Here is a 24,174-nt window from a genome sequence, read left to right as displayed (position 1 = left end):
CGGACGCTGAGAACGGCGTTCCTGCGCCCCGACAAGAAACATATGCGTTTAAAACGGGGCAGCCGCATGCTTTGGGTACTATGTCTGACCGGGAGACGTGGGCCACGCGGCCAGGATTCATCATCGCAGCCATCGGGAGCGCAGTCGGTCTCGGGAACCTCTGGCAGTTCCCGTTCAAGACCGCGACCAACGGCGGCGCCGCGTTCGTCGCCTTCTACCTCATCGCCGTCGTCGCCATCGGGTTCCCGGCGATGCTCGCCGAGTTCGTGCTGGGTCGGCGGACCAACGTCAACGCCGTCGACGCCTTCGAAAGCCTGGGCCACCGGTCGTGGCGGGCGGTCGGCGGACTGGCCGTCCTCACCGGGTTCTGGATTCTCTCGTACTACAACGTCGTCGGCGGGTGGGTGCTGCGCTACATCGTCGGGAGCGTCCGCGGCGCGTACTTCTCGGACCCGGCGGGCTACTTCGGCGCGGTGTCGGCCGGCCCCGAAGCGGTTCTGGCCCAGGCGCTGTTCCTGGCGCTGGTTGTCGGCATCGTCTCGCTCGGCATCGAGGACGGCATCGAGGCGGCGACGAAGCTCATGGTGCCGAGCATCCTCGTGCTGATGGTGGCACTGGCGGTGTGGGTGACGACCCTGCCCGGCGCGGGTGCGGGCTATGACTTCTTCCTCTCGCCGGACCTGAGCACGATGACGGCAAACGCCGGGAGCATTATCCCCTTCGCGGTCGGGCAGGCCTTCTTCACGCTCTCGCTGGGGATGGCCATCATGGTGACCTACTCCTCCTACGTGGGCGACGACGACAACCTCCTCGTCGACGGGAGCGCCATCGTCGTGACGAACACGCTCGTGGGCGTCCTGGCCGGGCTGGTCGTCTTCCCCATCCTGCTTACCATCGGCGCCGAAATCACGACCCAGACCGGCGGCGCCGGCGCGCTGTTCGTCGCGACCGCCGCCGGCTTCGGCTCGGTCCCCTTCGGCCGGCTGTTCGGCGTCGTCTTCTTCGGCGTCGTCCTCATCGCGGCGCTGTCCTCGGCCATTAGCCTGCTCGAAGTCACGGTCTCGTACGCCAACGACAACTACGACGTGCCCCGGACGGTCCTTGCGCCCGCCGTCGGCGCCGGGCTCTTCGTGCTCGGCCTGCCATCGGCCTGGGACACGGCGTGGCTGACCTGGTTCGACAGCGTGGCCTACCAGCTGTTCCTCCCGCTTTCGGTGCTCGCAACGGCGATTTTCGTCGGCTGGGTGCTCGGGACCGACGCCGTCGACGAGTTGCGCGCGGGAACCGACGGGCTGGGCGCCGGCGGCGACGTGTGGCTCTGGACGGTCCGGGTGGTCGTCGTCGCCGCCGTCGTCGTGACCCTCGCGCTGGGGGTCAACGAGCTGTTCCTCGTCGAGGACGCCGCCTTCTTCGCGCCGCTCTGATACGGTTTATTGTAGATTATTTCCGGATATCGCCGACCCCGGGGTCGGCGAATACCGGTAAATCGCTACACGAATCCGTATGAGCCCGCACCCGACGAGCTTTTCCCCGTTCACACGGACCGGCAGACGATGACGAGAGCGACGTGGGGCACACGACTCGGGTTCGTGCTCGCGGCGGTCGGGAGCGCCGTCGGGCTTGGAAACATCTGGCGGTTCCCGTGGCTGACCGCGACCAACGGGGGGTCTGCGTTTCTCCTGTTGTACGTGGTCGTGGTACTGCTCGTGGGCGTGCCGGGACTGCTCGGGGAGATGGTCATCGGCCGCCGGAGCCGGCGCAACCCCGTCGGCGCGTTCGACGCGCTCGGCGGTCGCCACCTGCGGGCCCTTGGCGGGCTCGCGCTGGTCGCGTCGGTCGTCGTCCTCTCCTTTTACAGCGTGGTCGGCGGCTGGATACTCCGCTATACGGCCGCCAGCGCGACGGGCGCGTACTTCGAGGCGCCACAGGCGTACTTCGCCGCCGTCGACTTCGGGCCCGCCGCGGCGGGCTTTCACGCGCTGTTCCTGCTGGCGACGGTCGCCGTCGTCTACGCCGGCGTCGACCGCGGCATCGAGGTCGCGACGACGGTGATGGTGCCGGGCATCGTGCTCCTCTTTGGCGCGCTCGCGGTCTGGGTGGCGACGCTGCCGGGCAGTGCCGGCGGCTACGAGTTCTACCTCTCGCTGGACGTGGCGTATCTCCGGGCGAACTTCTTCGACGTGCTCGTCGCCGCGGCCGGGCAGGCCCTCTTTACCCTCTCGGTCGGGGCCGGCGCGATGCTCACCTACGCCTCCTACATCGACGAGGACCGCTCGCTGGCCGCCGACGGCACGCTCATCGCCGTGTTGAACACCGGCATCGGCGTCCTGGCGGGGCTCGTCATCTTCCCGCTGCTGTACTCGCTCGACGTCCCGCCGGGGTCGGGCGGGCCCGGCGCGCTGTTTGTCGGTCTCGCCGGCGCGTTCGCCGACCTGCCGCTCAGCCGGCTCGTCGGCGTCGTCTTCTTCGGCGTCGTCCTGCTGGCCGCGCTCTCCTCGGCTATCAGTATCTTCGAGGTGCTCGTCGCCTATCTGGTCGACGAGCACGGGCTCGGGCGGTCGCGGGCGGTTGCGGGCGTGGGCGGCCTGTTCCTGGTCACGGGCAGTGCCGCGGCGCTGTCGCCGTCGCTTTTCACGCTGCTTGCGGACACGATGGCGAACCTCGCGCTGACCGTCACGCTGCTTGGCTTCCTGCTGTTCTGTGGCTGGGTGCTCGGTCGGGACGCGATAGCGGAGTACGAGCTCGGGGCCGGCCGGGTCGCGCGACTGACGAGCCGGCCGTGGTACTACGCCGTCGCCGTCGTCATCCCTCTGTTCCTCGCGTTCACGCTCGCAAGCGGGGTCGGGACACTGGTCGGCGTCTCCCTGTCGGCCACGCAGTCGGCGGCCATCGCCGTCGCGGTCGTCGGCGTGACGGCCGTCGCGTTCCGATATCGGGCCGAGCCGGCCTGAGGCCGACGCGCGGATAGAAACCCCGATACGCCTCGACGCCGACCATCCCCCAATGGAACGGGGCTCGATAGACGTGGCGTCGCTGCCGGGCGGTATCGACCTGCAGGCGACCGTCGAGAGCGGCCAGTCGTATCTCTGGGACCGCGAGGACGGGCAGATGTACGAACGGACCGCCGCCAGCGGCGGGTCGGCGTGGTACTGGACGACGCTGCGGGTCGACGGCGACCCGGAGGTCGTCCGTGTGCGCCAGACCGACGGACGGCTGGAGTGGGCGGCATCGTTCGACGCCGCGGACGCCCTCCATACCCTGTTGGGGCTGGACGACGACCTGCCGGCCATCCGCGAGACCGCGCCGTCCGACGCCGTCGTCACGGAGGCCTACGACGCCTACTGGGGGATGCGCATCGTCCGGGACCCCGCCTTTCCCACGCTTATCTCCTTTATCTGCTCGGCCCAGATGCGCGTCGGGCGCATCCACGGGATGCAACAGGCGCTCCGGCGGGAGTTCGGCGAGCCCGTCGAGTTCGACGGAGAGACGTATCACGCGTTCCCGACGCCCGCGGCCCTCGCGAACGCCAGCGAGGCCGACCTCCGGGATCTGAGCCTGGGCTACCGTGCCCCCTACGTCAAGCGGTCGGCCGAGCTGGTCGCAAGCGGCGAGGCCGACCCCGAGGACGCCCGCGGGCTGGCCTACGAGGACGCCCGCGAGTCACTCACCCAGTTCGTCGGCGTCGGCGACAAGGTGGCCGACTGCATCCTGCTGTTCTCGCTTGGCTATCTCGAAGCGGTTCCACTGGACACGTGGATTCAGACGACCATCGCCGAGTTCTACCCCGACTGTGACCGCGGCAACTACGCCGACACCTCCCGGGCCATCCGGGAGACGCTGGGCGGCGAGTACGCCGGCTACACGCAGACCTATCTCTTCCACTATCTGCGTTCGGGCGGGCGGGACCTGTAGCCCGGACTCATCGGGGCGCCACAGGCCGCCGAAACACCACACACAGTGTCTCGACCCCCGAACATAACTGCCACCCCGGCAAAGTCCAATCCATGTCACGAAAGCGAGTCCACGTCTACGTCTCCGGTCGAGTACAGGGCGTCTTCTTCCGGGCGACGACGCGGGACACCGCACAGGAGCGCGGCGTCGACGGCTGGGTGAAGAACCTCGATGACGGGCGCGTCGAGGCGGTCTTCGAGGGCGACCCCGAGGCCGTCGACGCGATGGTCGATTTCTGCTACGAGGGCAGCGAGATGGCAAGCGTCAGCACCGTCGAGGTCGAAGAGGAGGAGCCCGAGGGGGTAGACGGGTTCCAAATCGAGTACTGACGGCGGGCGTCGTCCCCCACCGTTAGGAGCGTGGCGGGCCAAGCGCCGGTATGCTCACTGGCTCCGAGATGGCCGTCGTCGACGCGAACGCCGAGGCGCTCGGCGTCCCGCGCAAGCAGCTGATGGAATCGTCCGGCCACGCCGTCGCGCGGGCGGTACGGGACCACGTCGACCCGGGCGCGTCCGTCACCGTGGTCGCCGGCCGGGGGAACAACGGCGGCGACGCGCTCGTGGCCGCCCGCTTTCTCGACGAGTACGACCTGCGGGTCTGCCTGCTGGGCCGCCCGGAGACCATCACGACCGACATCTCACGAGAGAACTGGGACGCCCTGCAGTCGGCTGATTACCCCACCGAGCAGGTCCGCGACAGCGCCGGGTTCGACCTCGGCGACCCCGACCTCGCGGTCGATGCGATGCTCGGGACCGGCATCAGCGGCGCGCTCCGGGAGCCGGCCGCCACCGCCGCCGAAGCCATGAACGAGTCGGCGGCGACGGTCCTCGCCGTGGACGTGCCCTCCGGGCTCGACTGCGAGACGGGCGAACTCGCGGACAACGCCGTCGCGGCCGACCACGTCGTCACGTTCCACGACACGAAGCCAGGCCTGGACGAACTGGCAGCGTCGGTCAGCGTCGCCGACATCGGCATCCCCGACGCCGCAGAGCGGTTCGTCGAGCGGGGCGACCTCCGGCGGCTCTCGCGGGACCCCGCGAGCCACAAGGGCGACAACGGCGAGGTGCTGGTCGTCGGCGGCGGCCCCTACACCGGGGCGCCGGCCCTGGCCGGACAGGCCGCACTGCGAGCCGGTGCGGACCTCGTCCGGGTCGCCGCTCCCGAGTCAGTCGCCCGCAAGATTCAGGGGTACAGCGAGAACCTCATCGTCCGCGAGTACGACGGGGACCGACTCGGTCCGGACCACGTCGACTGGCTGGCCGACCTCGCCGCGGACCACGACACCGTCGTCCTTGGGCCGGGACTCGGGAGCGCCGAGGGGACGCTGGAGGCGGTCGCGTCGCTGCTCTCGACGTTTGCGGGGACCGCCGTCGTCGACGCCGACGCGCTTCAGGTCGGCCCCGAGGTCGAGACCGACGCCGAGCTGATCTGTACGCCCCACCAGGGCGAACTGGTCGGGATGGGCGGGGAGACCAGCGACGACTGGCGCGAACGGGCCGACCTCGTGGAGGAGTTCGCCGCCGACATCGGCCACACGCTGCTGGTCAAGGGTGCCCACGACGTGATATCCGACGGCGAGCGGACCCGTATCAGCCGAACGGGCAACGCGGGGATGACCGTTGGCGGGACCGGCGACGTACTCGCCGGTGTCACCGGGGCGCTGGCTTGCGTGCTCGACCCCCACGACGCCGCCGCCCTCGGCGCTTACGCCAACGGCGCCGCTGGCGACACTGTCGTCGAGAAATACGGTTCCGGGCTGGTCGCGACCGATCTGTTAAAAGCGGTGCCGGGCGTGCTGTGGGACTGAGTGTCAGGCGGACGCGCCGACGAGGTCGCCGGCCTTCGAGCGGGACTGCTCGACGATAGCGGGGCGGGCCTCGAACTCGATGACGACCTCGTCGCCGTAGTCGACGGTCTCGACGTGGGCGTGGTCGTGAATCCAGGAGACGACGCTCATCGTCTCGTCGGTCATCGGCAGTACCAGCCGCTCGCGCTCGTAATCGGGGAGGTCGGCGTCGATGCGGTCGGCCAGCCCCTCGATGTTCAGCCCCTCGGCGGCGCTTACGGCCACGGGGTTGGGGGCAAGCGCCGACAGCGCCTCCCGCTTGCGCTGGATCTCCGCGTCGTCGACCTTGTCGGTCTTGTTCAGCACCGTCACGATGGGGGCCTCGTTGCGCTCGTAGAGGGTGTCGTGGCTCGTCACCAGCTTCTCGCGTATCTCCTCGACCGACTCGGAGATGTCGACGACGAGCAAGACGAGGTCGGCCCGGTACACCGAGTCGAGCGTGGACTTGAACGACTCGACGAGCCAGTGGGGGAGGTCCTGAATGAACCCGACAGTGTCGGTCACCAGCACCTCACGCTTGCCGACCGAGGCGCGGCGGGTGGTCGTCCCGAGCGTCGTAAAGAGGCGGTCCTCGCTTTCGGCCGTGGTGTCGAGGTCCGGATGCAGGTCCTCGTTCTGGTCTACGTCCAGGTCCTCGGCCAGCCGGCGCAACAGCGTGGATTTGCCGGCGTTGGTGTAGCCCGCAAGCGCCACGAGGTCGAATCCGGACTCCCGGCGCTGGTTGCGCCGGTGTTGCTCGGTCTCCTCGATGGATTCCAGTTCGTCGCGGATGTTGGCGATCTGCTTTTTGATGTCCTCCTCGCGGGACTCGTCGTACTCACCGAGGCCCATGAAGCCGGGGCGCTCGTCGCGTTTCGCGAGGCTGGCCTTGGCCTCGGCGCGGGGCAGCTCGTAGCGCAGCTGGGCGAGCTCGACCTGGAGCTGGGCCTTCCGCGTCTGGGCCCGCTGACCGAAGATTTCGAGGATGAGACGGAACCGGTCCAGCACGGTCGCGCCCTTCGGGAGCTCGTTACCGATGTTGTAGGTCTGGTAGGGGCCAAGCTGGTTGTCGAAGATGACCGTCGTCGCCCCCTCGCGGGCGACCGTGTTTGCCAGCCGCGTCACCTTCCCCTCGCCCAGGTGGTAGGCGGGGTCCTCGGTTCGGGTCTGCGTTATCTCGCCGACCACCTCGTAGCCGGCCGCCCGCGCGAGGTCGCGAATCTCCTCCGTGTCGGCCTCGCCGCTGTCGACGCGTTTGGCCAGGACCGCCTTGTCTGTGGTGTGTGTCGCCGTCACTCGCTCCAACGTAGGCTGTCCGGTTATTTAATCTGCGGGGTCGGACAGAAACCACCGGACTTGGGCGGCCCAAAAAGGATATACACCGTCACGAGTAGGTGTCCAGTATGGCAGGGTTAGCGTTACAGCTGGATTTCAATCTGCAACAGATGGGGCTCGAACTCGGAACCGGCGCCGTCATCGGTGGTATCATCGGCTTTGCCGCCAAGAAGGTCGCGAAGCTCATCGCCGTCATCGTCGGCCTGGAGCTTGCCCTGTTCAAGTTCCTGGAGACGAGGGGTATCCTCGAAGTGAACTGGGACGCCATCAGCGGCGCCGCACAGAACACCACCACCAGTGCGGGGGCGGCCGCCAACCAGCCCCCGGGGTGGATCATGTCGCTGCTCTCGGCCCTGCCCGTCAGCGCCGGCTTCTCGGGCGGTTTCCTGGTCGGATTCAAGAAGGGGTAAGCCGCGATCGGTCGCTATCGCGTGCCGATATCGTCTTCGTCCTTGATGATGCGAGTCTCGGCTTCGCCGCTCGTGTGCTCGTTGACGACGTCGTAGAAGTCGTTTTGCATCCCCGCGGGGAAGGTAAGGACACCGACCCAGGAGCCGTCGGCCTGCCACTCCTCGCGTTCGAGTTCGCCGAAGGTCCGGATCTTGGCCTGTGCGCTGCCGGCGTAGTCGGCCGGGACCTGAACGGCGACGGTTATCTCGTCGAAGCGAATCGGAATCACGGGTCGCAGGGCGTCGAGGGCGTCGTCGACCTGCGTCTCGACGGGCTCCATCGGGTCGATGCGGAAGTCCGTCTCCTCTAGGGCCGACTCGATTCGCTCGGGCGGGTGGGGCGCGTCGTCCATCTGCGGGTTGACCGCGTTGCGCGTGATACGCTGGACGAGCTGTTTGTGCTTCTGCTCTTGCATCTCGCGGCGCTGGTCGGCCGTGATCTGTATCTCGCCGCGTTTGATCACCTCCGGGATGATCTCCATCGGCTCGGTGGTCTCGAACACCTCTTCGAGCATGTTCTCGGGCGGGCGGTCCCCCCGGTCGGCGTCCTCGAAGACGTCCTCGGCGGCGATGACGTCCTCGAGGTCGCCCTCGAACTCCCCGCGTTTGATTGTCAGTGCCGCGTCGGGATCGACCAGTACCTCGAACCGCTGACCGTGGGATTCGAGGCGCGCCGTAACCGCCTCGTCCAGCGATATCATACCAGGCGGTAGCGGTGGGGCAGGTAAAGTCCTTACTGCGACAGCGGGAAAGACTGATTACACAGCCGTCGGATAATGAATATACGAACGTGGCCGAGAGAAAACTATGACAGACGGGACCGATGACGGACGACTCTTCGAGTGGTATCGGACGTACATTGGCGAGCCGGACCGGGAGATAGACGTCTATCTCGGGTTCGCGCTGTTTTTTGCCGGTATCGGGTTCGGTATCGCCGCGTTCGTTATCGGGGCCATCGGCCAGTTGACGGGGGCGGGCGGCCAGTCGGCCGATTTCGTCTACCGCGAGGCGGCCATCGCAGTGGGAATGCTCGCGCTGCCGGCCACGCTGTCGAGTGTCGTTGTCCTCCTGCCGGTCAGCAGGCGGGCGGTGTACGGCGCGGCCGCCGGCTCGGCGGTGTCGCTCGTCGGACTGGGGCTTTTCATCTGGGCGTACCCCTACAGCTGGGCGGTCGGGCCCGGACCGACCTACAGCGTGCAGGTCCTGTTCATCTACGGCGTCGGCCTGGCCGCCCTGCTGGCGGCGACCGGCGGGGCCCTGGTCGCCTACCACATCGACCGGGCGGAACCCCGTCCCGGCGATTTCGCCGCCGAGGACGACAGTGCCGGCGACGAGATCACCGACGAGCAGATCGAGGAAGACATCGAGTCGGCGATGGAGGGGGTCGACCTCACCTGGGGCGGCGTCGAGCGGGACGAGGGAAGCGACCTGAAAATCACGCCCAGCGAGGGCGAGCTCGATATGGACGTACAGGGGATGGACGTCGAGGCCGAACGGGTCACCCGCAGCGGCGTCGACGAACAGGTCCAGGGGCTGGCGATGGTCAAGGGCGGCCAGAAGACGACCGACCGGTCGGAGTCGACGGTCGACGACCAGACGAACAAACTGGCGGAGCTCCGCGAGCGAAAGCGGGCGGAGGAAGCGAACCAGGAAGAGGAGACGGTTCTGGGCAGTCTGCTCGACCGCATCGCGGCCCTGTTCGGCCGGAACTGAGACGCGGTAGCGGTTCGTTTCGGCCGACCTGTGCCGGTCGGTGCCTGATTCACAAGGGTTCTATTCGTCAGCAAAAGGTCAGCTAAAAACAATAACGTATCAGGCAGATACGTACATTTATGTGTTCTATCCGGGAAATGTTAGTGAGCTACTCATGGCAAAAGGACTCGACGTTGGGACGATGAACCTCATCTCGGCACAGCAGGACGGGTCAGACACCGTGTTCGTCCAGCAGCGCAACTCCTTCGTGGAGATAGAGTACAGCGACATGGCCGAGCGGATGCTCTCCCGGTCCGACGTACTCCATATCCGGAAAGACGACGACGTGTACGTACTGGGCGACGACGCCCTGAACTTCGCGAACATCTTCAATCAGGAGACACGGCGCCCGATGTCACAGGGGATTCTCTCCTCGGACGAGCAATCGGCGATTCCGATGATGAAACTCATCATCGAGCAGGTCGTCGGCTCCCCGGACCATCCAAACGAGAAGCTGTATTTCTCCTCCCCGGCCGACCCGATCGACTCGGACCTCTCTACGCTGTATCACCAGAAAACCATCCAGTCGTTCCTCAACGACATGGGCTATGACGCAGAGCCCATCAACGAGGGGATGGCCGTCATCTACTCCGACCTCGCCGACAGGGACTTTACGGGGCTGGGTATCAGCTTCGGTGCCGGGATGACCAACGTCTGTCTGTCCTACTACGCAGTGCCAGTGATGAAGTTCTCCGTCGCCCGCGGCGGGGACTGGATCGACGAGCAGGCCTCCCAGGCGACGGGCAAGCCGGTCGACAAGATCACCTCCATCAAGGAAGACGACTTCGAACTTGACTTCGAGACCGACGTCGGCGGCGTCGAGGGTGCCCTCTCCATCTACTACGAGAACCTGCTCGACTACGTCATCGACAAAATTCAGGAAGAGGTCGACGAAGAGGACATCGAGGAAGGGCTCGACGTCCCGGTCGTCGTCACCGGCGGAACCTCCTCGCCGAAAGGGTTCAAGAAGCTCTTCGAGCAACACCTCGAAGACGCGTCGATTCCCTTCTCCATCAGCGACGTGCAACACGCCGACGAGCCGATGTACAGCGTCGCTCGCGGTGCGCTCGTGGCCGCTCGCTCCGAAGAGGAACAGACGGGTCACGGCGGCGACGACGAAGAGGAAGTCGAAGCCGACGACTAGTCGCGTCTTCCGGCCCCGGACCGGGGCCACAGTTGGACTCGTCGGTCACTCGCGTCGGCCGGCACCGCTTTTCTGGGCTATTCGGCCGCGTCGTCGTCGCGAGCGGCAGCTGTCCCCTCGTTGCCGACGGCCTCGTCGAAAACGGGCACCACCAGGTCCTCTTCGTCGACCGTCTCCGTCTCGACCCCGTTTACCAGCTCTTCCTCAGACGGCAACTCCCCGGCGGGGACCTCGGCCGGCAGGTCGTCCCGCGTCACAACGGTGACTGTCTGGCCCCGTTCGCGGAACCGGTCGATGGCGTCGTCCCACGACTCCGGCGGCCCGTGTTCGGCCGTGTGGTCGACCGAGACCCCGACGTAGGCACACGACTGGCAGCCGATCGCCTCCCGCTCGCCGAGCCGATAGCGCGTGAGCGTTCCCCCACACCGTGGACACTCCATGCGTCACGCTTTGCCACTGCGGGGCTTAATTCTATGGTCGGCACAGAAAAAACGAACCCGCCTACTCCTCGTCGTCGGCAGCGTCGTCCTCGGCGTCGGGGTCGGCCAGCAGGTCGGCGGCCTCCAGGTGGCTGCGCTTCTCGTCGTCGGAGAGCTCGCCGAACGTCTCCGTCTCGACGTCGATAGTCGCGATGCCGATACCCTCGGGGGCGAGGCCGCCCTCTGTGACCGACGCGAGCGCTTCGAGCGCGAGGTCGACGCCCTCGTCGAGGGGCATCGACTCGTCGTAGTTCGCTTCGAGGTAGTCCCGGATGTCGCTCCGGTCGGCGCCCACGGCCAGGGCTTTCCACTCGTAGGGCGTGCCCGACGGGTCCGTCTCGTAGAGGCGGGGCTCGCCGTTGGCGATGCCGGCGATGATGAGCGCGACGCCGAACGGTCGCGCGCCGCCGACCTGGGTGTACTGCTGGATGTAGTCGGTTATCTCCTTGGTGAGCGTCTCGACACCGACCGGCTCGCCGTAGCGCAGGTGGTTGACCTGGGCCTGGCGCCGGGCGAAGTCGATGAGCTGGCGGGCGTCGGCGACGTGGCCGGCGCTCGCGATACCGATGTGGTCGTCGGCCTTGTGTATCTTCTCGACGGAGGACCGCTCCATCAGCGGCGAGCGGATGCGCTTGTCGACGGCCAGGACGACGCCGTCGCTCGTCCTGATACCGATACTCGCCGTGCCGCGCTTGACCGCCTCGCGGGCGTACTCGACCTGGTAGAGGCGCCCGTCCGGAGAGAAGATAGTGATTCCGCGGTCGTACGCCTGCTGTTGGTTTTGTCCCTGCATAGTGTTAGATGTCGAGGTCTGTCGCGCCGACGAACCCGTCGTCGGTCTGTACGTCCACCCGCCCGCCGCGGGCGACCGCACGCCGGTCCCGGTTCTCGAACACGACCTGTCTCTGTTCCGGGCCTTTTGCCGGGCCGCGTATATATTTTTCCTCACACGCACGGACGGTGCCGCTGGTGCCGGCGACCCGCAGGCCCACGGGGGCGCCGTCGACGGTGTCGAGGCAGGCAAGCGCCGCTCTGGCGGTATCGGTGTGGCCACGCCGGACCCGGACGATAGCGTGACCGACGCCGTCCGCGTGGCTAAAGCGCAGGACGGTCATGTCCGCCTCGGCGCTGCCGGGGTCACCGAGCAGGTTCTGGGTGGCATACCACACCTCGCGCTGGAGCGCTCGCCGGTCGAGGTCTGCGTCGGGCCACGTCTCGATGACCACGGCGAGATACCGCCAGCGCGGCTGGAGGTGTTTGGGCAAGTGTTTCACGGGACAGGACCCCCGCTGTCAGGCTGCATACGACCCTCCTGGCGGGCCGGGGTGAAAACGGATGTCATCGACGCCTCACCGGAGCGTCGAGCCGTGGCGGGTCGCGCTGTCGTCCTCGTCGATGTGGGCCGGCTCGGTGCGCGCTACCGGGCTCCGGACCAGCAGGTAGAGCACAGACAGCGCCATCCCGACGCTCTCGACGACGATGACGGGATCGACCGCTCGAAGCGACGGGTAGCTGAGCGCGATGACGGCCAGAAACGCCGCGACGGTCATGACACGAGCGAGGACGAACGCGCCGGCCAGCGCACCGGCGACCAGCGCCAACACCACGCCCACCGCAAGCGTCACCGCCACGCGGTCGGTCACCAGTACCGAACTCACCACCGACGCGCCCGCCGCAGCCAGCGCGCCCCCCAGGAGATACTTTGTGCCCACCACACCCGCGAGGGAGGCGACGACGAGACCGCCGAACGTGGGGCTCGTGTCGGCCATATATCACGCTTTTTGCCCTCATGGTAGATAAAGGCACCACATGCCCCGAAACTGTCAGGAACCGTCGAGCCATACACCGGGCTCGACGAAAGACTCGGCCCGGCGGTCACGGTTTCGCGCGGCCAGGCGCTCCCACTCGGCCAGCCCGTTCCGAATCGCATCGGCGTCGAACCCGATTGCCCCGCCCAGGGCAGACAGCTCACGGGGTGCCCGCAGCTCCAGGTGGCTCCGCGGGTCGGCGCTGACGACGTAGGGGGCGTCGGCGTCGGCGACGAGTTCCCGGAGCTTCCGGAGGCCACGCAGGCGGCGGACACGGCTCCCGCCCTCCCCGTGGATGACCGGGTGGAGATTGAACTCGACGCGGACGCCGTTGTCGGCGGCCGCCTTCGCAAGCACGTGGTTGAAATCGCCGTCGCCAGCCATCGGATGGGCGAGCACGTCGACGGCGTCGTTCTCGACGGCAAAGCGGTTCACCGCGCTGTCCCCGCCGTGGACGACGACCACCGTCCGCTTCGAGCGGTAGTTGCCCACGAGGCCGCTTGCCTGTGAGGGGTCGTCGGCCCGGACCTCGATGCCGTAGACCACGTCGATGTCGACGCCGTCCCGGACGGCCGTGAGGTCGTCAGGACTACCCTCGTCGCCGTGGTTGCGGACGACGATGCCGTCGAACCCGTATTCGGCGGCGGTCCGGGCCTGTCTGGCGACGGTACTCGGGCCGTCGGGCCGGGCGTGGACGGCCTCGTACATCACAGTTCGGACAGCAGGTTCCGGGCGTTCTCGATAGCGTTCTCGCGTTTCGCGGGGTAGGCCTCGACCTTCGCGCGGAGCGTGATGCCGTCACCGCGTTCGATGGCACCGCCGAACGCGGCCTGCTTGTCGAGCGTGAGGAAAAACGAACAGTTGTCGTCGACGCGGTCGTCAAGCTCCGCCCGCACCTCGTCGATATCCGAGAGCGTCGCCACCTGCGAGAGGACGTGGCGGATCTCGTCGGCGTTCTCGACGCGGGCCGAGAGGACGACGATGCGGTCGCCGTAGTGGCCTTCGCTCTCGGCGCGCTCGATTGGGTAGTCCTCGGGGAGATAGGTCCGGAGTGCCGACTCGACGCGTTTCTCGTCCTCGGTGGCGTAACAGAACACCCGGAGGTCGACGTAGTGGAACGGAACCGACGGCACGTCTTACTCGCTGGCTTCGAGGTTATCCTCGGGGACGCCCTGCTCCTGGCCGTCCTCGAAGGAGACCGTGTAGTTCGCGTCGCCGAACATCGTCTCGACGACCTGCGTGACGGTGCCCGTCTCGCCGTCGTAGTCGCTGTGCTCGTCGTGGAGAATAACCTCGTCGTCTTCTTCGAATGCCATACCTGCCGGTACTCGATGGCCGCTCAAAAAGGGACTGATTCAGCGGGAACAGCGGCCCCGTGTCCACCGACACCGGCGAGCGCCCGACGCCGCCGCTTTGGAGCCTGTAAGCGAGTGTGTCGAAGGGTTATAGTGGTGCTCTTGCGTAGCCAGTCCCATGATTGGTCCGTCTCGTCCCCTTCGGTCCGCCCGCGATAGCTACGTCACAGCTCCCGAAGAGAGATGACTACCGTCGACGACCTGTGGTATCTCGCCGACGTGGCCAGTCAGCAGGCCGAACAGACCTACCACGAACTCACAGAGGAGTACGACGAGTTCGTGGAGTTTACCCGCCACCGGCGAGTCAAGCGCCCCCGGTTTCGCGCTGTCGCCGAGGACGCCCGGGACCACGGCGCGCCCTTCGGTGCCCACACGCTCCCCTACCGGTCGACGGGCGAGCTCCTGCTGGTGCGCCACGACGGCGTCGGTCGATGGGTCTTGCCCGGCGGCGAACTCGACGCCGGGGAGTCGTTCAGGGACGCGGCCCTGCGGGAACTCCGCGAGGAGAGCGGCATCGAGGCCCGAATCGAGGGACTGGGGATGCTCGGTCGGGTCGAGTTCTACTGTGCAGACAACAACACTTGGGGGATACTCCCCGTCTTCGAGGCCCGCGCCGAGACGACCGACATAGACGTCCAGGACCCGGACGGCGAGATAAGCGAGGCCCGCTGGTTCGAGGAGTTACCGTCGGACACCCGGGACCGCGAGGAGATACTGTGCTGGCGGGAACGGCGGTTCGGCCCCGAGTAGCACGGGCCGGGACAGCGTCACTCCGCCGAGCCGATCCGGTCGCCGGCTTTGGCCTTTGCCTTCTCGGTCGCCCGCTCGACCACCGGTTCGGCGTCCGTCCACTTCTCCCCGATTACCGCGCCGACGAGCGCGCCGATACCGGCGGCCGTGCTCGCGGCTTTGGGACTGACCAGCCCGCCGATTGCCCCGCCGACGGCACCGCCAGTTGCTGCGTACTTGGCGCGATTGAGCGCTCGCTTGATTCGTTTTCGCATATCGATACTCCGACACACGGAGGTAAAAAGGACGTGGCAGCCGCCGGGTGCGCTACTCGGGACCGAACGACTGGCCCTCGCGGGCGTCCGCGCCCATCCGTCGAACCGTCGCCCGGGCGTTGCTGGCGTCGTAGCCAAAGAGTACCGAACGGCCGTACTCGGCGGCCACCTCGGCGGCGTCCGCGAGGTCATCGATGTCGACGTCGACCGCGTACAGCTCGACGCTGAACGGCGTCGCGAGCCTGTCGACGAACCCCTTCGCGAGTATCTCAAGCCAGTAGGTCGTCGAGTAGGCCATGTCGTAGATGGGGACGACAAACTCGTCGACGTACGCCTCGATGTCGTCGACGGCGACGCCGGTGCGGGCTTCGAGGTGGCCCGGGTAGGGGTCGGGGTACAGCGTCAGATAGAGGTCGCCGGGGACGCGCTCGCGGGCCGCGGCGACGAACTCGGTGATGACGCTCGTGCGCCACCGGCCCCACTCCTCGAACTCGCTGTCGGCGAAGCGGCGCTCACAGCGGTCGCAGTGGCAGTACTCCTCGCGGGGAAAGCCCACGTCGTCCAGACGCACGTCGCCGTTTACCTCGGCGGCCTCCTCGATGATGTCGAGCAGCCCCTCCCGGTAGCGGTCGTGGGTCGGACAGACGTACGTCCAGTCGAAGTAGGGTTCGTTCCGGGTCGCGGCGGTGCCCTCGTCGTCGAAACAGAGCAGTTCCTGCTCGCCCTCGACGGCGTTGTCCCCGAAACACGACACCATGTTCACCGCCCCTTCGACCGGTTCTGTCGCCCGGCCGGTGACGTCTTTGACCTCGTAGAACGCCCGGTCGAACTCGGACCAGTCGGTCTCCTCCTCGTTTCGCGTGACGACGCCGTACATGGGGGCGGCTATGGGGTTACGGCGGGTAAGCGTTCTGAAAAGGGTGGTCGAAGACGATACGACAGCGGGGGTCGGATTACCTCTTGGCCACGTACGCCGCGCCGACGGCGACGAGAGCGACTAGGAGGAGTACCTTCTTTGACATCGTTTCGAGGTATGACAGCAGTTCTTAAAGAACTATCGGCGCGAGCGAGCAGCCCGGTCGCCGCTGTCGGTGGTCTGTGCCGCTTTCTCCAGTTTACTCATCCCGCTCGTGGGCCCAGAACGCCCCGTTGACCGTGACCTCCTTCTTGAACAGCGGGATCTCGTCTTTCAGCCGGTCGATGCCGTCCTGAACCGCGCAAAACGCTTCCTCGCGGTGGCCCGCCAGGACGACCACGAAGACGATGTCCTCGCCGGCCACAACGGTGCCCGTCCTGTGATGGAGCCGGACCGCGTGGACGCCGTCACGAGCTTCGAGGTCCGCCCGCAGGTCGGCCATCCGCGCCTGAGCGACGCCGTCGTAGCGCTCGAACTCAAGGCGTTCCGTGGGTCGGTCCGCCGGCCCGTCCTTCGCCCGTACGCGACCCGTGAACGTGGCGATGGCGCCGGCGCGGTCCTCGTTGGGCGAGCGCTTGACCGACTCGACGAGCGTCTCCAGGGTGACGTAAGGGTCCCGCTCGGCCAGGGCGTCCAGAGCCGCATCGAGGTCGGCGTCCTCGGCGCTGTCGAAGCGTGCGAGAACGGGGTCGGCGGCCGTCCCGTCGCCGAGCACCACCTTCGGAATCGCCGCGTCGCCGTACCCGTCGACGAAGGCGTAGTCGTAGTCGGGTGCCAGCGTGTCGAGCGTGTCGGAGAGGGTCCGGCCATCACCGGTGGCGACCCACTCGCCGTCGTCGGTCAGCGCGACCGTCTCGTCGGCGCCGGCGGTCCGGTGGCTGGCGGTGTCGTTCCCGTCGGTGCCGACGCCGGGCAGGTGGCTGCAGTGGTCGACCGTGGCGACCCGCCCCTCGCAGCGTTCGACCAGCCGCTCGACCAGCGTCGTCGTCCCGCCGTCTGTCCCGCCCACGATGCCCAGGACCTGCATGTCGACCGCTATCGGCGGCACACACGTCAGTGTTTCCGGTCGCACCGCCGGTTCGGCCATCAGACACTTACCGATATACCCGATTCATCGGGTGTGAACCGACGAGAGTATCTGAAGACGGCAGGGGTCACCGCCACGGCAGGACTGGTCGCCGGCTGTAGCGGCTCGACCGACGGCAACGGGACACCGACCTACGGCACGCTCGCGACGAGTGTCACCGACCAGCCGGCGGACATCGACGACTTCGAGTCCTGTGTCGTGACGATTCAGGGTATCTGGGTCAAGCCCGCCGGGGAGGAAACCGAGAGCGGCTCCGAGTCGACGGCGGAGACGACCGAATCGGGGACCGACGCGGACGGCCGCCGCTACATCGAGTTCGAGGAGGCCCAGGAGGCCGACCTCGTACAGTTGCAGGGAGCGAACACCCAGCTGCTCGACGAGACGGAGGTCGAGACGGGCGACTACCAGTATCTCCAGCTCGACATCAGCGGCGTCGAGGGGGCGCTCACGGACGGGAGCGACGCCTCGGTCGACACGCCCGGCAACGCCCCGCTGAAGTTCGACGCCGAGTTCGAAATCCGGGAGGGGGAAACCACCACGTTCGTCGCCGACTTCACCCCGGTCAAACGCGGCCCCAACGGCTACGTCATCCAGCCGGTTGCGTCCGGAACGAAGGTGCTGTACGGCGACGACGAGTACACCGCCGCGGACGCGAGCGCGACGCCGACCGAGAGCTGATACTGTTGGCTGTAAGTACGTGGAGATATTCGGCACCCCGGGGTGCCGAATTCTTCCGTAATGGTACAGCCGACAGTATGAGAACGACCCCGATTACTCCCGCCGTACCGACTTCGTTTTCTCGACGACGCGCACGTCCTCGATGGCCGCCGTCGGGTACCCCCCGTCGTCGTCTTTCTCGCTGGCTTTCACCATGTCCCAGACGACGTTCAGACCCGTCGTCACGCCCTCCAGGGCTTCCATCTCGCAGCCGGTCTTGCCGACCGTCTCGACGGCGACGGTACACTCGACTACCCCCTCGCCGAGTTCGAAGTCGACCTCGACGTTCGTGATGGGTATCTGGTGACACATCGGAATCGTCTCCCAGGTGCGTTTGACGGCCTGGATAGCGCCGATACGGGCCGTCGTCAGCACGTCACCCTTGCCGATGTCGTCGTCCGCGATGGCGTCGAGCGTGGCCGAGGAAAGCCGAATCTCCCCGCGGGCGACCGCCCGGCGCTCGCTGTCGGCTTTCCCACCGACGTCGACCATCTGCGCGTCGCCCTCGGCGTCGACGTGTGTGAACTCCTCTGTCATGGGTCGGCTTACCGGAACCACAGGGAAAACGATGGGGATGTTCAGCGACGGACCAGCCCGAGCAGATGGCCCACGGCCGGCGCGACGAGTTGCTCGCTGCCCGTCCGTGCGGCGTCTTCGCTGCCGGGGAGACAGAAGACGAGCCGGTCTTCGACCACGCCGGCGGCCGCCCGGGAGGCCATCGCCATCGGCCCGACGTCCTCGAAGGAGACGTACCGAAACAGCTCGCCGAAGCCGGGTATGTCGCGGTCGAACAGCGGGCCGAGGGCGTCGACGGTCACGTCGTCGGAGGCCAGCCCGGTGCCGCCGGTGGTCACCACCGCGTCGGCGCCGGCGTCCAGCGCACCAGTGACGGCCTCGGCGATGGCGACCCGGTCGTCGGTGACCAGCGTTCGGTCGGTCACCTCGTGGCCGGCCCGGGAGAGGGCCGCCTCGACGGCGTCACCGCCGGGGTCGTCGTCGAGTGTTCGGGTGGACGAGACTGTGACAACGGCAATCGAGGCCGCGGCTTCGTCGTGTGCGTGGTGGTCGTCGTGGGGGCGGTCGCCCATGTGTCACATAGCTGCGCCGCGGGGCAAAACTATCAGGGCAACTGGCCGGCCGGGGCGGCCACCGACCGAGGTCGACACGCAGGCCCGGTCCGGGTGCGCCAGAGCGCGGGTAAAAGCGGCTCAGTCCGCGAGGATGTGGGCCGGCAGATCGTCCCGGATGATGGTCTCGCAGTACTCACAGCGGACGCCGTCGTCGACGACGGCAAAGCGGGACTTCACTGGCTCGTCCTCCGTCGAGATGCAGTTGTGGTTCGGACACTCCAGGATGCCCTCGACCATCGACGGCCGCTCGACGCGGGCCTTCTCGACGACCTCGAAATCCCGGACGATGTTGATAGAGGCGGCGGGGGCGATAAGCGACAGCACGTCGACCTCGTTCTGGGAGAGCTCTTTTCCCTCGACTTTCACGATGTCTTTCTTGCCCAGGCGGTCGGAGGGCATGTTCATCGCGACCGAGACGGAGTCGCCGCTGGTGCCGTCGATGCCCAGAATGGCCAGCACGTTCAGCGCCTGACCGCCGGTGATGTGGTCGATGACGGTACCGTTGCGAATCTTCGAGACGCGCAGTTGCTGGTCGTCGTCGCTCATTCGTTTGCCTCCAAGAGCAGGTCGAGCAGCGCCATCCTGACGGGGACCCCGTTGTGGGCCTGCTCGAAGTAGGTCGCGTAGTCGGTGTCGTCGACGTCGTGTGCGATCTCGTCAACGCGGGGCAGCGGGTGCATCACGGTCAGGTCGTCCTTTGCGGCCGCCAGCGTCTCACTGTCTATCTGGTACTGGCCGGCGACCTCGCGGTACTCGCTCTCGTCGGGGAACCGCTCGCGCTGGATGCGGGTGACATAGAGCACGTCGAGTTCGGGGAGCACCTCCTCCAGTTCGGTGTGTTCGCGCACTTCGGCACCCTCCTGGTGGAGGTCATAGCGCACGGAGCGGGGCAGCTGCAGGGACTCGGGGCTGATGAAGTGCTGGCGGGCATCGACGTTCGTCAGCGCGTGGGCCAGCGAGTGGACGGTGCGGCCGTACTTCAGGTCGCCCATGATACCGATTGTGAGGTCGTCGAAGCCGGCGTTCTCACGAATGGTGTAGAGGTCGAGCAGCGTCTGTGTGGGGTGTTGGCCGGCGCCGTCGCCGGCGTTGACCAGCGGCACGTCGACGAACTCGCTCGCCATCTTCGCCGACCCCTCCATCGGGTGGCGAAGCACCAGGGCGTCGGCGTACCCCTCGACGACGCGGACCGTATCGGCCAGCGACTCGCCCTTCTTGACGCTGGACGATTCGACCGAGCCCATGTCGACGATGTCCCCGCCCAGGCGTTTCATCGCCGCCGTGAAGCTCATCTTCGTGCGTGTACTGGGCTCGAAAAAGCACAGCCCCAGCAGCGTGTCGGCGTGCCGGTCGGCGTAGGCCGACGGGTCCGCCGCGATGTCGGCCGCGTGGTCGAGGACCGTCTCGATGTCGGCCCGCGACAGCTGTTTGGCGCTGATGATGTGGTCGTGCCGCATCTTACTCCCACACCCGCCCCCGACGCTCTTGAATCTCTCGACACGCTCTAGCTGCGGTCGGTGGGCTGGTAGTTACCGGGTGTGTGAGCGTGTCATAGAACGCGTCTCACGCTCTCGCCTGTCCGGTTACTTCGGAACAGGTTCACAGAGAGCGATAATGCTAGTTGTATACTAGTAGCGCGACGCCCCCGGGGAAAACGAGTGGCAGGACAGCTCCGGCAGTCACCCGAACAGGAACCCGGGAGTCAAGACGGTAGCGACGAGGGCGCCCAGGTACACAAGTATCGCCGTGAGACGGAGTACACCAGCTGTCTGTCGCCGGCCCTCCGGACGTGACTCGGCGACACCCTGCAACGCGAATCCGGCCCCCATCAGGAGTGGAAACAATACGCCATCTTCGCTACCGAGGACCCATGCGAAATAGACGTACATGCTCAGAAAGACGACTGCTATGCCGGAGTAAAAGAGCGACACGGGGCGGCCGTCCGGCTCACTGAACACGCGTTTACTGATTGTAGAACGCATTACTGCCAGATTTTTGTCCAATCTGTAAACTACTTTCCCTCTCATCTTACCCCGTGTGGGCTGCTGTTCGACTGTGGACGATTCTGTGAATCCCTCCAGTTCAGGGCGAGAGTTCAAGACGGAGACCGAACACACCCACCCTATGCTCGCAATCGCCGGGGGGAAAGGAGGGTGTGGGAAGACGACGACGGCCGTCGGGCTCGCGCGCGGGCTGGCGGCGCTTGGGACGCGGCCGCTGGTGGTCGACGCGGATCTCGATATGCCGGACCTCCACCACCGGACCGGCGTCGACCGGCGACCGGGTATCGACGATGCCGTCAAACGGGGCGACCCACGCGGCGTTGCGCAGTCGGCCACTCGCTTCCCGGCGATAGACGTGTTACCCTGTGGCGGGGCCGACACCGCGACCGCCGCGGCGCTGTTCGAGCGACTCGCGGACGACAGCGAGCGGTCCGGCAGCCCCGTCCTGCTTGACTGTCCGGCCGGCGCGAGCCCGGACGCCGCGGCACCGCTGCGAGCGGCCGACCGGACCGTCCTCGTCTCGACGCCACGGGAGCGGAGCCTGCGGGACGCGGCCAAGACGGCGGCGATGGCCCGCGAACTCGACGCCCCGCCGGCCGCAGTTGTGCTGGTCCGCAGCGACGGCGGCGTCGACCCGAGCGAGCTGCTGGGTTGTGAGGCTGTCGTCCACGTGCCGGAGCTCTCGGAACCTCCACTCGAAACGGAGGAATCGGCCGCGAGACACCGTCAGTGTGCCAAATCGCTATCCAAGCGGAATATTTAATCGGGTGGGCCGGGTAGGTCCACTATAGCATGGTCAACCGGCTCCGTACGGGCATCGACGTCCTCGACCGGAAGCTCGACGGCGGCATCCCAGCGGGGAGCATCGTCGCGCTGACGGCCCAGCCGGCGAGCCAGGCGGAGCTGTTCCTCTATGAACTGACGGCCACACGCGGGACGCTGTGGCTCTCGCTCGACCGCACCGCGGAGTCAGTCGTCGCCAGCATCGAGCAGACGCCGGCCAACACCGGCGACCCGACGGTCCGACACATCTCCGGGGAGGCCCCGCTGGACAACGCGGGCAAACTCGTCTCGGCGCTGCCCGAGACCTCCAACCTCATCGTCGACCCGCTGGACGTACTGGAGGCCCAAGAGCCCCACTCCCGGTTTCGGGCGTTCATGAACGACCTCCAGAACCACATCGTCAACACGGGCAGCATGGCCATCCTGCACTGTCTCGACGGCCGCGCGGTCCCGCCGCTTCGGGACACCACCGAACACTTCGCCGACGTGGTCTTCCAGCTCAAAACCCACACGCGGGGCGACGAGGTGGAAAACCGGCTGGCGATTCCGAAGTTCCGGGGCGGCCGGGCGCCCAACGACATCATCAAGCTCGACCTGGTCGAGCAGGTCAGCATCGACACGAGCCGGGACATCGCGTAGCCCGGGGGTATATTTATTTCCCGGTAGCAGCGTGTGTGAGTGTATGGCGAATGCAGCCGAGCGGCTGCGGGCCATCGTCGAGGAGAGCGATGCGTCCGAGCAGTCCCTCGTCGTGGTCAACCGCACGGAAGTCGACCCGATCCAGCGGTTGCTCGCGACGACGTTCGACGAGCAGTCGGTCGATGTCGCCGAGGCAGACGTTCCCAACACCGAAGACGACATGGTCCTCCTCGTCCGGGACGGCGAAATAGTGGCGTCGTCGTCGCTCCAGTCGGTGATGGACGCCTGCCTGCTGGTCAACAGCGACCTCTACCGGTCCGGCGCGGGCGGTATCGAGCGGTCACGCGCCCCGTCGGTGATCACGGAACTCGACGAGACCGTCTTCGAACTCCGGGGGTTCCCCGCCTCGGCGAAGGAGAAGCTGATTCTGGTGCTCATCTCGCGGTTCATCGAGGGAGGCGCACTCGACCACGGCTCGGGTGTCCTCCGAGCGACGTTCCAGAAGCTCTCCCGGCTCGGGACCGAGAGCGGGACCCGGGAGGTGTACCGCCGGCTCTCCGAGACCGACCTAGAGGTCCACGTCTACGGGGTGGACGACTGGACGGTTCCGGCGGCGTTAGACGTCGAGACACACGCCGGGAGCCACCGCGGCTACCGGGACTCGTGGTGTGTCATGTTCCGGCCGTCCGAGGACGCCGTGCGACACGCGGCGCTTGTCGCCCTGGAGACCGGCCCGAACGAGTGGGTCGGTACCTGGACCTACGACGCCGGGAAAGTTCGACGGATCGACGAGATACTCGTCGACGGGTTCTGAACCGCAGAAAAGTGCGAGCGAGTCGTTACTCGCCGGCGTTTTCGAGTTCTTCGGCGATCTCCTCGGCGTCGACATCGGCGTCCTCGAGTTGCTCTTCGAGGCCGCCCATGCCGCCGCCCATCATGCCGGGCATACCCATGCCGCCACCGCCGATCTCCTCCTGGACGATGATGCGGTCGACGCCGAGCAGCTGGGTGAGCTGCTGGGCGATCTGTTGCTTGCCCATCATCCACTGCTGGTTCATCGTCAGCTGCGGCGTGGCCTCGATGTAGAGGGTGTCCTTCTCGACTTCGACGGTCTCGTACTCGGGCTCCGCGTCTTCGTCGTCCTCGTCGTCGGACTCAACGAGCTGCTCTTCCTCGACGGTCTCGTCCTCGAACCAGACGTCGAGTTCCATATCGAGCATCAGCGAGAGGATGCCCTGGGCCTTCTCCTCGCGGTCGGTGACCTCGGCGACGATCTCGTAGTCGTACTCGACGGCCTCGCCGGCGAGGGGGTGGTTGAAGTCGACGCGCGCGCGGCCACCGATGATGGTTTCGAGGCGGCCCTGCTCGCCGTCGATCTGGACCTGCGCGCCGGGGTAGCGGTCGTCCTCGTCGATCTTGTCCTTCGAGACGGTGCGGACCTCGCTCTCGTCGTACTCGCCGAAGGCGTCCTCGGCGGAGACCGTGACGGTTCCCTCGTCGCCGACCTCCTTGCCGTAGATGTCTTCCTCGACGTCCGGGAAGATGTGGCCTTCACCCAGCACGATGGTGCGCGGGCCCCAGTCCTGCTGGTCGGTGTCGATGCCTTCCTCGTCGGCCACGTCCTCGTCGGTCGTGTCGACGAGCTGGCCTTCGTCGACGGTTCGGGCGGTGTAGGCGAGTTTGACGACGTCGCCGGACTGGAAACCGCTCTCGGGCTCTTCGTCGGCCGCGTCTTCCTCGACTGCTTCTGTCTCTTCGGCCTCGGAGTCGTTGCTCATACCCCGAAGGACTGCCGTG

At 66.9% G+C, this 24,174-nt stretch carries 31 protein-coding genes; 13 read left to right on the top strand and 18 right to left on the bottom strand.

Going from position 1 to position 24,174, the window contains the following annotated elements; genetic code table 11:
* The first annotated feature begins 80 nt into the window (after positions 1-80).
* The 5 genes from VJ162_RS00840 (at position 81) to VJ162_RS00820 (ending at position 5,758) form a co-directional block, all read left to right on the top strand.
* A complete protein-coding gene (locus VJ162_RS00840; protein WP_324661757.1) occupies positions 81-1,424 on the top strand; it encodes a sodium-dependent transporter in 1,344 nt (447 codons plus the stop codon).
* A 129-nt stretch (positions 1,425-1,553) separates the two neighbouring features.
* Positions 1,554-2,951, top strand: a complete 1,398-nt coding sequence (locus VJ162_RS00835) for a sodium-dependent transporter (protein ID WP_324661756.1) — start codon at positions 1,554-1,556, stop codon at positions 2,949-2,951.
* A 52-nt stretch (positions 2,952-3,003) separates the two neighbouring features.
* A complete protein-coding gene (locus tag VJ162_RS00830) occupies positions 3,004-3,912 on the top strand; it encodes a DNA-3-methyladenine glycosylase family protein (RefSeq protein WP_324661755.1) in 909 nt (302 codons plus the stop codon).
* Positions 3,913-4,004: 92 nt separating this feature from the next.
* Positions 4,005-4,280 (top strand): acylphosphatase, encoded by a 276-nt coding sequence (locus VJ162_RS00825; RefSeq protein ID WP_324661753.1) that lies wholly within the window; start codon positions 4,005-4,007, stop codon positions 4,278-4,280.
* Between the two features lie 50 nt (positions 4,281-4,330).
* On the top strand, positions 4,331-5,758 hold the full coding sequence (locus VJ162_RS00820) for an NAD(P)H-hydrate dehydratase (protein WP_324661751.1): 1,428 nt from the start codon (positions 4,331-4,333) through the stop codon (positions 5,756-5,758).
* Between the two features lie 3 nt (positions 5,759-5,761).
* Here VJ162_RS00820 and hflX read toward each other — a convergent pair whose 3' ends face one another.
* Positions 5,762-7,072, bottom strand: coding sequence for a GTPase HflX (hflX, locus tag VJ162_RS00815; protein ID WP_324661750.1), 1,311 nt, complete (start codon positions 7,070-7,072; stop codon positions 5,762-5,764).
* A gap of 107 nt (positions 7,073-7,179) precedes the next feature.
* Here hflX and VJ162_RS00810 point away from each other — a divergent pair, with 107 nt between their 5' ends.
* Positions 7,180-7,521: an FUN14 domain-containing protein gene (locus VJ162_RS00810; RefSeq protein WP_324661749.1), complete on the top strand. Its 342-nt coding sequence runs from the start codon at positions 7,180-7,182 to the stop codon at positions 7,519-7,521.
* A 14-nt stretch (positions 7,522-7,535) separates the two neighbouring features.
* Here VJ162_RS00810 and VJ162_RS00805 read toward each other — a convergent pair whose 3' ends face one another.
* Complete coding sequence (locus VJ162_RS00805) at positions 7,536-8,261, bottom strand: ribosome assembly factor SBDS (protein WP_324661748.1); 726 nt, start codon at positions 8,259-8,261, stop codon at positions 7,536-7,538.
* A gap of 106 nt (positions 8,262-8,367) precedes the next feature.
* Here VJ162_RS00805 and VJ162_RS00800 point away from each other — a divergent pair, with 106 nt between their 5' ends.
* Complete coding sequence (locus tag VJ162_RS00800; protein ID WP_324661747.1) at positions 8,368-9,273, top strand: DUF7139 domain-containing protein; 906 nt, start codon at positions 8,368-8,370, stop codon at positions 9,271-9,273.
* Positions 9,274-9,427: 154 nt separating this feature from the next.
* Positions 9,428-10,456: a cell division protein FtsA gene (locus VJ162_RS00795; protein WP_324661746.1), complete on the top strand. Its 1,029-nt coding sequence runs from the start codon at positions 9,428-9,430 to the stop codon at positions 10,454-10,456.
* A 77-nt stretch (positions 10,457-10,533) separates the two neighbouring features.
* Here the strand turns inward: VJ162_RS00795 and VJ162_RS00790 are convergent, their stop codons facing one another.
* The 7 genes from VJ162_RS00790 to VJ162_RS00760 all read right to left on the bottom strand — a co-directional run bounded on the left by VJ162_RS00790 (position 10,534) and on the right by VJ162_RS00760 (position 14,059).
* Positions 10,534-10,896 (bottom strand): hypothetical protein, encoded by a 363-nt coding sequence (locus VJ162_RS00790; protein WP_324661745.1) that lies wholly within the window; start codon positions 10,894-10,896, stop codon positions 10,534-10,536.
* 61 nt (positions 10,897-10,957) lie between these two features.
* Positions 10,958-11,728 (bottom strand): archaeal proteasome endopeptidase complex subunit alpha, encoded by a 771-nt coding sequence (gene psmA, locus VJ162_RS00785; RefSeq protein WP_324661743.1) that lies wholly within the window; start codon positions 11,726-11,728, stop codon positions 10,958-10,960.
* A gap of 4 nt (positions 11,729-11,732) precedes the next feature.
* Entirely contained in the window at positions 11,733-12,209 is a 477-nt protein-coding gene (locus VJ162_RS00780) for an Rpp14/Pop5 family protein (RefSeq protein WP_324661742.1), read from the bottom strand.
* Between the two features lie 75 nt (positions 12,210-12,284).
* Positions 12,285-12,704 (bottom strand): hypothetical protein, encoded by a 420-nt coding sequence (locus tag VJ162_RS00775; RefSeq protein ID WP_324661741.1) that lies wholly within the window; start codon positions 12,702-12,704, stop codon positions 12,285-12,287.
* Positions 12,705-12,758: 54 nt separating this feature from the next.
* Complete coding sequence (locus VJ162_RS00770; protein WP_324661739.1) at positions 12,759-13,451, bottom strand: RNase P subunit p30 family protein; 693 nt, start codon at positions 13,449-13,451, stop codon at positions 12,759-12,761.
* Complete coding sequence (locus VJ162_RS00765) at positions 13,451-13,876, bottom strand: RNA-binding protein (protein ID WP_324661738.1); 426 nt, start codon at positions 13,874-13,876, stop codon at positions 13,451-13,453. Before VJ162_RS00765 ends, VJ162_RS00770 begins: the two co-directional genes overlap by 1 nt.
* 3 nt (positions 13,877-13,879) lie before the next feature.
* A complete protein-coding gene (locus VJ162_RS00760; protein ID WP_324661737.1) occupies positions 13,880-14,059 on the bottom strand; it encodes a DUF1918 domain-containing protein in 180 nt (59 codons plus the stop codon).
* 222 nt (positions 14,060-14,281) lie between these two features.
* Here VJ162_RS00760 and VJ162_RS00755 point away from each other — a divergent pair, with 222 nt between their 5' ends.
* Positions 14,282-14,848: an NUDIX hydrolase gene (locus VJ162_RS00755; protein WP_324661736.1), complete on the top strand. Its 567-nt coding sequence runs from the start codon at positions 14,282-14,284 to the stop codon at positions 14,846-14,848.
* A gap of 17 nt (positions 14,849-14,865) precedes the next feature.
* Here VJ162_RS00755 and VJ162_RS00750 read toward each other — a convergent pair whose 3' ends face one another.
* The 3 genes from VJ162_RS00750 to VJ162_RS00740 form a co-directional block, all read right to left on the bottom strand.
* Positions 14,866-15,102: a glycine zipper 2TM domain-containing protein gene (locus VJ162_RS00750; RefSeq protein WP_324661735.1), complete on the bottom strand. Its 237-nt coding sequence runs from the start codon at positions 15,100-15,102 to the stop codon at positions 14,866-14,868.
* A gap of 52 nt (positions 15,103-15,154) precedes the next feature.
* The gene (locus VJ162_RS00745; protein WP_324661734.1) at positions 15,155-15,979 is read right to left on the bottom strand and encodes a hypothetical protein; all 825 of its coding nucleotides are present in this window, start codon (positions 15,977-15,979) and stop codon (positions 15,155-15,157) included.
* Positions 15,980-16,217: 238 nt separating this feature from the next.
* Positions 16,218-17,045 (bottom strand): molybdopterin synthase, encoded by an 828-nt coding sequence (locus VJ162_RS00740; protein ID WP_324661733.1) that lies wholly within the window; start codon positions 17,043-17,045, stop codon positions 16,218-16,220.
* Positions 17,046-17,138: 93 nt separating this feature from the next.
* Between VJ162_RS00740 and VJ162_RS00735 the strand changes: the two genes are divergently transcribed.
* Positions 17,139-17,783, top strand: coding sequence for a DUF4382 domain-containing protein (locus tag VJ162_RS00735; protein WP_324661732.1), 645 nt, complete (start codon positions 17,139-17,141; stop codon positions 17,781-17,783).
* A gap of 93 nt (positions 17,784-17,876) precedes the next feature.
* On the opposite strand, the gene moaC is transcribed toward VJ162_RS00735, so the two are convergent.
* The 5 genes from moaC to VJ162_RS00710 form a co-directional block, all read right to left on the bottom strand.
* Positions 17,877-18,359: a cyclic pyranopterin monophosphate synthase MoaC gene (gene moaC / locus VJ162_RS00730; protein ID WP_324661731.1), complete on the bottom strand. Its 483-nt coding sequence runs from the start codon at positions 18,357-18,359 to the stop codon at positions 17,877-17,879.
* A 41-nt stretch (positions 18,360-18,400) separates the two neighbouring features.
* The gene (locus tag VJ162_RS00725) at positions 18,401-18,910 is read right to left on the bottom strand and encodes a MogA/MoaB family molybdenum cofactor biosynthesis protein (RefSeq protein WP_324661729.1); all 510 of its coding nucleotides are present in this window, start codon (positions 18,908-18,910) and stop codon (positions 18,401-18,403) included.
* Between the two features lie 120 nt (positions 18,911-19,030).
* Entirely contained in the window at positions 19,031-19,498 is a 468-nt protein-coding gene (pyrI, locus tag VJ162_RS00720; RefSeq protein WP_324661728.1) for an aspartate carbamoyltransferase regulatory subunit, read from the bottom strand.
* Positions 19,495-20,409, bottom strand: coding sequence for an aspartate carbamoyltransferase (pyrB, locus tag VJ162_RS00715; protein ID WP_324661727.1), 915 nt, complete (start codon positions 20,407-20,409; stop codon positions 19,495-19,497). The genes pyrI and pyrB overlap by 4 nt, the downstream gene beginning before the upstream one ends.
* 222 nt (positions 20,410-20,631) lie before the next feature.
* Complete coding sequence (locus tag VJ162_RS00710) at positions 20,632-20,934, bottom strand: hypothetical protein (RefSeq protein WP_324661726.1); 303 nt, start codon at positions 20,932-20,934, stop codon at positions 20,632-20,634.
* Positions 20,935-21,076: 142 nt separating this feature from the next.
* Between VJ162_RS00710 and VJ162_RS00705 the strand changes: the two genes are divergently transcribed.
* From VJ162_RS00705 to VJ162_RS00695, 3 genes are read left to right on the top strand one after another with little or no spacing between them, the layout of a single operon-like run.
* Complete coding sequence (locus VJ162_RS00705; RefSeq protein ID WP_324661724.1) at positions 21,077-21,718, top strand: MinD/ParA family ATP-binding protein; 642 nt, start codon at positions 21,077-21,079, stop codon at positions 21,716-21,718.
* A gap of 29 nt (positions 21,719-21,747) precedes the next feature.
* Positions 21,748-22,377, top strand: a complete 630-nt coding sequence (locus VJ162_RS00700; RefSeq protein ID WP_324661723.1) for an RAD55 family ATPase — start codon at positions 21,748-21,750, stop codon at positions 22,375-22,377.
* A gap of 43 nt (positions 22,378-22,420) precedes the next feature.
* Positions 22,421-23,191 (top strand): DICT sensory domain-containing protein, encoded by a 771-nt coding sequence (locus tag VJ162_RS00695; protein WP_324661722.1) that lies wholly within the window; start codon positions 22,421-22,423, stop codon positions 23,189-23,191.
* A gap of 25 nt (positions 23,192-23,216) precedes the next feature.
* Here VJ162_RS00695 and VJ162_RS00690 read toward each other — a convergent pair whose 3' ends face one another.
* Positions 23,217-24,155, bottom strand: coding sequence for an FKBP-type peptidyl-prolyl cis-trans isomerase (locus VJ162_RS00690; RefSeq protein ID WP_324661720.1), 939 nt, complete (start codon positions 24,153-24,155; stop codon positions 23,217-23,219).
* Between the last annotated feature and the right edge of the window lie 19 nt (positions 24,156-24,174).

The sequence above is a fragment of the Haloarcula sediminis genome, assembly GCF_035656455.1.
Lineage (GTDB): Archaea > Halobacteriota > Halobacteria > Halobacteriales > Haloarculaceae > Haloarcula > Haloarcula sediminis.
The sequence above is the reverse complement of the archived record's forward strand: the minus strand, read 5'-3'. Positions and strand labels throughout refer to the sequence as shown.

Bases quoted from the DNA above. Each gene is read 5' to 3' on its own strand.
- VJ162_RS00840 (WP_324661757.1), top strand. From the start codon at position 81: ATGTCTGACCGGGAGACGTGGGCCACGCGGCCAGGATTCATCATCGCA.
- VJ162_RS00835 (WP_324661756.1), top strand. From the start codon at position 1,554: ATGACGAGAGCGACGTGGGGCACACGACTCGGGTTCGTGCTCGCGGCG.
- VJ162_RS00830 (WP_324661755.1), top strand. From the start codon at position 3,004: ATGGAACGGGGCTCGATAGACGTGGCGTCGCTGCCGGGCGGTATCGAC.
- VJ162_RS00825 (WP_324661753.1), top strand. From the start codon at position 4,005: ATGTCACGAAAGCGAGTCCACGTCTACGTCTCCGGTCGAGTACAGGGC.
- VJ162_RS00820 (WP_324661751.1), top strand. From the start codon at position 4,331: ATGCTCACTGGCTCCGAGATGGCCGTCGTCGACGCGAACGCCGAGGCG.
- VJ162_RS00810 (WP_324661749.1), top strand. From the start codon at position 7,180: ATGGCAGGGTTAGCGTTACAGCTGGATTTCAATCTGCAACAGATGGGG.
- VJ162_RS00805 (WP_324661748.1), bottom strand. From the start codon at position 8,261: ATGATATCGCTGGACGAGGCGGTTACGGCGCGCCTCGAATCCCACGGT.
- VJ162_RS00800 (WP_324661747.1), top strand. From the start codon at position 8,368: ATGACAGACGGGACCGATGACGGACGACTCTTCGAGTGGTATCGGACG.
- VJ162_RS00795 (WP_324661746.1), top strand. From the start codon at position 9,428: ATGGCAAAAGGACTCGACGTTGGGACGATGAACCTCATCTCGGCACAG.
- VJ162_RS00790 (WP_324661745.1), bottom strand. From the start codon at position 10,896: ATGGAGTGTCCACGGTGTGGGGGAACGCTCACGCGCTATCGGCTCGGC.
- psmA (WP_324661743.1), bottom strand. From the start codon at position 11,728: ATGCAGGGACAAAACCAACAGCAGGCGTACGACCGCGGAATCACTATC.
- VJ162_RS00775 (WP_324661741.1), bottom strand. From the start codon at position 12,704: ATGGCCGACACGAGCCCCACGTTCGGCGGTCTCGTCGTCGCCTCCCTC.
- VJ162_RS00770 (WP_324661739.1), bottom strand. From the start codon at position 13,451: ATGTACGAGGCCGTCCACGCCCGGCCCGACGGCCCGAGTACCGTCGCC.
- VJ162_RS00760 (WP_324661737.1), bottom strand. From the start codon at position 14,059: ATGGCATTCGAAGAAGACGACGAGGTTATTCTCCACGACGAGCACAGC.
- VJ162_RS00755 (WP_324661736.1), top strand. From the start codon at position 14,282: ATGACTACCGTCGACGACCTGTGGTATCTCGCCGACGTGGCCAGTCAG.
- VJ162_RS00750 (WP_324661735.1), bottom strand. From the start codon at position 15,102: ATGCGAAAACGAATCAAGCGAGCGCTCAATCGCGCCAAGTACGCAGCA.
- VJ162_RS00745 (WP_324661734.1), bottom strand. From the start codon at position 15,979: ATGTACGGCGTCGTCACGCGAAACGAGGAGGAGACCGACTGGTCCGAG.
- VJ162_RS00740 (WP_324661733.1), bottom strand. From the start codon at position 17,045: ATGCAGGTCCTGGGCATCGTGGGCGGGACAGACGGCGGGACGACGACG.
- moaC (WP_324661731.1), bottom strand. From the start codon at position 18,359: ATGACAGAGGAGTTCACACACGTCGACGCCGAGGGCGACGCGCAGATG.
- VJ162_RS00725 (WP_324661729.1), bottom strand. From the start codon at position 18,910: ATGGGCGACCGCCCCCACGACGACCACCACGCACACGACGAAGCCGCG.
- pyrI (WP_324661728.1), bottom strand. From the start codon at position 19,498: ATGAGCGACGACGACCAGCAACTGCGCGTCTCGAAGATTCGCAACGGT.
- pyrB (WP_324661727.1), bottom strand. From the start codon at position 20,409: ATGCGGCACGACCACATCATCAGCGCCAAACAGCTGTCGCGGGCCGAC.
- VJ162_RS00710 (WP_324661726.1), bottom strand. From the start codon at position 20,934: ATGCGTTCTACAATCAGTAAACGCGTGTTCAGTGAGCCGGACGGCCGC.
- VJ162_RS00705 (WP_324661724.1), top strand. From the start codon at position 21,077: ATGCTCGCAATCGCCGGGGGGAAAGGAGGGTGTGGGAAGACGACGACG.
- VJ162_RS00700 (WP_324661723.1), top strand. From the start codon at position 21,748: ATGGTCAACCGGCTCCGTACGGGCATCGACGTCCTCGACCGGAAGCTC.
- VJ162_RS00695 (WP_324661722.1), top strand. From the start codon at position 22,421: ATGGCGAATGCAGCCGAGCGGCTGCGGGCCATCGTCGAGGAGAGCGAT.
- VJ162_RS00690 (WP_324661720.1), bottom strand. From the start codon at position 24,155: ATGAGCAACGACTCCGAGGCCGAAGAGACAGAAGCAGTCGAGGAAGAC.